This window comes from uncultured Microscilla sp. (assembly GCF_947493425.1).
Taxonomy (GTDB): domain Bacteria; phylum Bacteroidota; class Bacteroidia; order Cytophagales; family Microscillaceae; genus Microscilla.
The window spans coordinates 22,430-28,429 of record NZ_CANLRP010000112.1; the positions used below are offsets into that span (position 1 = coordinate 22,430).

Here is a 6,000-nt window from a genome sequence, read left to right on the forward strand (position 1 = left end):
GTAGGTCAAAAGTGGAGGGTTATTTTTTAGCTGTAGATTTGTTGACTTGTTGTTTGAGTTGGTCAAGTTCCTTTTTCAAGGCAATGGTGTATAAGGTGAGTTCTTCTACTTTTTCCATGAGCAACACATTCATTTGGGCTACGTTCATGCCTTCTTTTATTACTTTTGCTGCTTTGGGTACTTTGGGTAAGTGTCCGTGCTTTTTGATATAAGCGTCTACTTTTTCGAGAGGCATTAGGTCGTAGTCTGCTTCAAACACATAATCGGGGAAACTACCCACATTGAGGGTGAGGCTATGCCCTTTCATACTGCCATTTACGTCAAGGGTAGCCTCAGGGGTAATCGTGTTAATTCCTACCTTTTTGCTATAAAACTCTCCATAAATTAAGGTACGGGTCCTAGAGTTGGCAATATATAAACGTCCAGCTTTTGTTTCATCGTACCCTGCCTGATACCCTAAAAATACGCTGCTGCTCCCCAGAGAATTACTATACCCTGCCTGGTACCCTATAGATACGTTATTATTACCAGAGGATGTACTTCGCCCTGCACTATTCCCTATAAAGATGTTTCGGTCGCCTACCATGGCGCCAAACCCCGCCTGATACCCCATAAACACATTGTCATAACCTTTGGTGTTGCCACGCCCGGCCTCCATGCCCACAAATGTATTGTTGTTACCCGTGGTAGATCTGTGTCCAGCTATATTACCCATAAACAGGTTGTTATTACCCGTGGTATTGTCACGACCTGCCAGCTTCCCTATAAAAGTATTGTCTTTGCCAGTGGTATTGTTCAGTCCTGATTGAAAACCCATAAAGACATTATACTCACCAGCATTTTTAGAACCTGCCTGCTCTCCCAAAAATATATTGTACCTGCCAACATTGTTGACTCCTGTTTGATAGCCCAGCAATATATTACGACTGCCTTCATTATATTCGCCTGCTTCTGCCCCTAAGACCACATTGCTGCCTGCTTTATTATAACGGCCTGCGTCTCTTCCAATGATGACATTATTGCCCACCGTGCCTCCATCTTGCCCTGCCCTGTGCCCCAGGTACACATTGCCAATGCCAGTTTTATTACGCAGCCCAGCTTGATAGCCTGCAAAAATATTTTGGCTGCCGTTGGAAGTAAAGGCTCCAGCACTGGTGCCTAAAAACACATTGTCTGTTCCTTTACGCCCTTCGTTGTTGTTGTCATAAGAGGTTACTCTGGTTTGTGCCTGGGTAATGGCGGCACAGCTCAAACATAGGAATACAATAAACGATAACTTTTTCATTGTTTTGTTTTGGTTAATTTTTGAGGCACCTAGCAAGACTAGCAGTTCCTGTAGCATCATTGACTGATCGCCCAACAGGGTCTTTTCTTTTGCCTTCCTGATGAAGGGCAATATTGCCCGATTGTTTTATACTTAAACAAAAATGGTTTTGAGGATGGATTTTGACTAGTTACCTGAATACCAACATTAATCAATCCTGTAAATCCTAAAATCACTTTCATCTTAGTATATCATTTGGTCTGATGGGTGCGCACCTTCAAGACTATGAAACAAAGTACGGGCAATGGGCGGGCGTATGCTATTTTTGTTGCCCTTCAAACACTCTACAACCACCCCTTCAAATGCCCTTCATGTGCATTGCCTGGCGGGGCTTTTACAAGCCTAAAACCATTCTATAGATAAGATTATTTTTAGAGGAAAGTGGTCTGGTGTGAAATGGTGTGTCTTGCTTGTTTTTGAGGAAATGTGTGAAATGAAACCCTAAAGTCAAACTTACAACTGTGCCCTGTCGCGGTTTACTGCAGCTAAAGCATCAGATTTTGAGGCGATTGGTCAAAAAGGAAAACCAATGCTCCCTCCCTGCCGTGTCGAATGCCTTAATTTATATTCATTCAAAACGGTCTCTAAATATAGTGCTGATGCTTCCTCTGGCGCCAAATAAAAATAGGAGCTTGTATTAATTCACACCTATTTCACCTAATTTTTGATAAGTAATTTGCATTAATTAACAAATAATCATATCCTCGCGGCTAATTTAACCATAAACATAATACCATTATGACAAAAAAAATACTGATTATTACCATGTTACTGCTGCTATCAGGTGTAGTTATCGCACAGAAAAAAACGGTCTCAGGAACTGTTTTGGACGAAAAACAACAGCCATTGATTGGTGCTACAGTGCTTGAAAAGGGTACCACCAATGGTACAGCTGTAGACGCTGAAGGAAAATTTACCCTGAATGTTTCAGAAAACGCTATTCTTCAGGTGCGTTTTGTAGGCTTCAAAACCCAAGAGTTAAGCGTGAGTGGACGAAGTACGTTTAACATTGTGATGGCAGGAGATGCTGCGTTGGATGATGTAGTAGTAGTAGGAAGCCGTGGTGTGCCCAGGGTAGAAGTAGACACGCCCTTGCCTATAGATAAGATAGGTGCCAAAGAGTTGGTGGCCACCGGACAAACTACCTTTGATAAGGCATTGCAATACTCTATCCCATCATTTAGTACGGTACAAACTCCAGTAAATGATGCCACATCTTTGTTGGATCCTTATGAGATAAGAAATATGGGCCCAAGTCGTACTTTGATCTTGATCAATGGAAAACGAAAAAACCTGAGTTCTTTATTGTATGTACAAACCTCTCCGGGTAGAGGCGAAACCGGTGCTGATATTTCGGCAATACCTATAGATGCCATCAAACGGGTAGAAGTTTTGAGAGATGGTGCTTCGGCACAGTATGGTTCAGATGCGATTGCGGGGGTAATTAACGTGGTGTTAAAAGACCAGACCGATGCGCCTGCACTTACTTTAAGAGGAGGAGTTACCGGAGCAGGTGATGGCGAGTTTTTTGGCGTGTCATTTACCAATGGTTCTAAGTTTGCCGGAAAGGGCTTTATCAATTATGCTGTAGACCTTTCGCAGCAGGGGTTGTCTAACCGGCCTGGTACAGTAAATGCCGCAGGGGAAGCCATGGATTTTGGGGCTGATATCAACTTTGTAAATGAGTTTTTGACCAGAAAACCTGATGCAGGTAACATCAATGGAGCACCTCAAACTACCGCTTCTAAGTTTTTGATAAATGGTGGTATCAACATCTCTGAAAACACTGAGGTATATGGTAATGCGGCTTATGTGTATAAGAAAGTAAACAGCTTTGCCAACTACCGTACCCCCTATTGGAGAACCATCCAGGATTTTCCATATTTGGCTAACTTTTTTCCGGGAAACCACCCTACCAACCCTAGTGGATACGATGGATATGTGCCTAGTTTTGACGGAAACCTTGCCGATTACCATGCCACGCTTGGAGTTAAGGGTAAGCTAGGCGAGTGGAACCACGACGCCTCTTTAACCGTAGGTGGAAACCAACAAAGCTATACGGTGAATAATTCACATAACAGAAACTTTGTTTATTCGCCTTCTACCTGGTTAGATGCCAACAGCAATGGAACTGTAGATACCGGTGAGCTTACCCAAGGGTCGTTGCTATACCGCGAAAATTCTCCCATCACATTCGACGTAGGAGGCACTCGTTTTACCCATACCGTGGGTAACATAGATGTTTCCAGAAAAATTGGAGAAAAACTAAGCTTGGGTCTGGGTACAGAGTTTAGGTCAGAAACTTTTACCGTGATAGAAGGCTCTTTGGCTTCTTATGATGGTGGTGGTGCTGACTCTTTTGCCGGAAACCAACCAGAAAACTCAGGCAAGTTTAACCGATACAATATTGGGGGTTATATAGACCTTTTGTATGATATTACGGATAACTTCCTGATTAATGGAACGGCACGGGTTGAGGAATACAGCGATTTTGGCGAAGCGTTTGTGTGGAAAGTAAGCTCTAGATATAAGTTTCTTGATGACAAGGTAATCGTGAGAGGTTCAGCATCTACTGGTTTTCGTGCACCTACCCTGCATCAAATTTACACCCAAAAAGCACAATATTCTTTTGTGCCTGGTCAGGGTATCCAGGTAGGTGGTTTAGTGAATAATGTATCGCCCCAAGCAAAACTATTGGGCATCAAGCCACTTGAAGCTGAAAAATCTCAAAACTTTACTGCAGGTCTTGCTTTGAAGCCTAAAAAAGGGGTAAGCATTGCCATTGATTATTACAACATTGAGGTAAGAGACAGAATTATATTGGGTACAGAAATAGGGCCTACTACAGCAGGAAATACGCCATTAGATGCGCTACTCACTGCCAATAACTTAAGTGATGTAAGCTTTTTTAGCAATGCCATTGACACGCGTACTTCAGGGATTGATTTTGTAGGATCCATTCGTTACCTTGCTTTAGGCTCTGGTACGCTTTCTATCAATTTATCAGGAAACGTGGTGTTGGAAAACAAGCGAATCAATAACGTAAAAAACCCTGCCATTGTTGAATCATCCAATCAGTCGGTAGCCAATGCCACCCAAGAGGCGCTTTTCTTTACCTCAAGACCAGAAACCAAGTGGATTCTTGGACTGAATTATGAATTAGGAAAAGTTACTTTTATGGTAAACAATACGCTTTTTGGCAAAACTACCTTTAAGCAACAAGGGCTTGACAATAACCTAAGAACTGAGTTTGAGCCAAGAGTTGTAACCGACCTGGGGGTTACTATTTCACCTACTGATAAGCTGACCATCTCGTTGAATGCCAACAATATTTTGGGCATCCTTCCTCAATGGAAGTTTGTGGCTGAAAACCCTGCCGGACAAGCCATCATAGATGATACCAGCACCAATGCTTTTGGGCTTACGCCAATTCAGGTACAATCAAATTTGATTACTTTTAACCAACGCTACTCACAAATGACCTACGATGGCTACCACTTTAGCCAATTAGGTTTCTTGTTTAATGCATCGGTTCAATTAAGATTTTAATCAATCACTTTGGTTAATTTAAAACAAAAACCTCCTCAGAGATGCCATTCTCTGAGGAGGTTTTTTGTGTAATCAATATTCGCTGCACTTTTCACACACTAAAGCTTATCTCTGCCATGAGCCCATCCGATGTTTGTTGAATTTCAACCCATTGTATTTGTTCTGATATACCATAGGTCTTTGCCAAAGCCACCTGGTCTTCATCTTTGAATTTTGCCAACATACACAAAGCAATCAATAGTTTGTTGGAGGGGTACAACACCCTTAACCCAAACTTGAGCATTTCCTCAGAGGTCATCCACAGCGAAATAACCAATTGATGTACTTCATAGGTTTCTAAAATTTCTAGCAAAAAACCCGGAAAAGCAGGTACTTGTAACAAATCTGCCAAGTGCAATGTCTGATAGTATTGAGTGCCGATCTCGTCGGAGGGTGCTGTCATCAGGTCTAATTGCCGAATGGTTGGCTCAGCTAAAGACTCCCCATAACCCAAACAAGCCACCTTGGGGCACAAGCTGATCCAACGATTCAACACCCTGCGTTTGTGGTCGTTTGGGTCAAGCGTCTGGAGCACTTGGTTCATAGGCATCTCTCCAGGCAAATACCAACCCGCATTTGCGCCCAAGGTGTTGAGCTCCAGCCACGAGCCCATTCTGGCAGGCTGCCAGTCAATGCCCAGGTCTACCAGCCTTTGCAAAATACTTGTGCTCGCCTTGAGTCGATCCTGATAATAAGTGGCGTACCTCTTCAATACCTCTTTAGCATTGCCTGTATGCTGCAGGGTAAGGCGCTTGCCTTGGTGGGTGCTTTGGAGAGCAAAGCGTTGAAACTGATCAGAGTTTGGTGCCTGTACATGTCGCAACCAATCTTTGATAAAAGTAACGTTGGTTTCGTTGGTTAAGGCGCTGTTTTGTAGTGCCAACATCATTTTTTGCGCGGTATCTAAAGCAAGGGTTTGGTGATTCATAAAGTATTTTTGATTAGAATTTTGTTCATTATAATTTGTCAATAGTCCGCAGCATTTAGTCCGTAGTCCATAGCCCCGACAGGGGGGCAAGTCCTTAGATGCCGATGCATATCGGTGCTTCAAGTCCTTGGATACCGATGCATATCGGTGCGACAAGTCG

At 43.0% G+C, this 6,000-nt stretch carries 3 protein-coding genes; 1 reads left to right on the forward strand and 2 read right to left on the reverse strand.

The annotated features are described in order from the left end of the window. Window positions 1-19: 19 nt before the first annotated feature. A complete protein-coding gene (locus Q0954_RS23075) occupies window positions 20-1,285 on the reverse strand; it encodes a hypothetical protein (protein WP_299460904.1) in 1,266 nt (421 codons plus the stop codon). Between the two features lie 777 nt (window positions 1,286-2,062). Here Q0954_RS23075 and Q0954_RS23080 point away from each other — a divergent pair. Next, a complete protein-coding gene (locus tag Q0954_RS23080) occupies window positions 2,063-4,873 on the forward strand; it encodes a TonB-dependent receptor (RefSeq protein ID WP_299460905.1) in 2,811 nt (936 codons plus the stop codon). A gap of 91 nt (window positions 4,874-4,964) precedes the next feature. On the opposite strand, the gene Q0954_RS23085 is transcribed toward Q0954_RS23080, so the two are convergent. Beyond that, window positions 4,965-6,000, reverse strand: a 1,036-nt coding sequence (locus tag Q0954_RS23085) for a hypothetical protein (RefSeq protein WP_299460907.1), incomplete at its 5' end; no start/stop codon positions are given.

Bases quoted from the DNA above. Each gene is read 5' to 3' on its own strand.
- Q0954_RS23075 (WP_299460904.1), bottom strand. From the start codon at position 1,285: ATGAAAAAGTTATCGTTTATTGTATTCCTATGTTTGAGCTGTGCCGCC.
- Q0954_RS23080 (WP_299460905.1), top strand. From the start codon at position 2,063: ATGACAAAAAAAATACTGATTATTACCATGTTACTGCTGCTATCAGGT.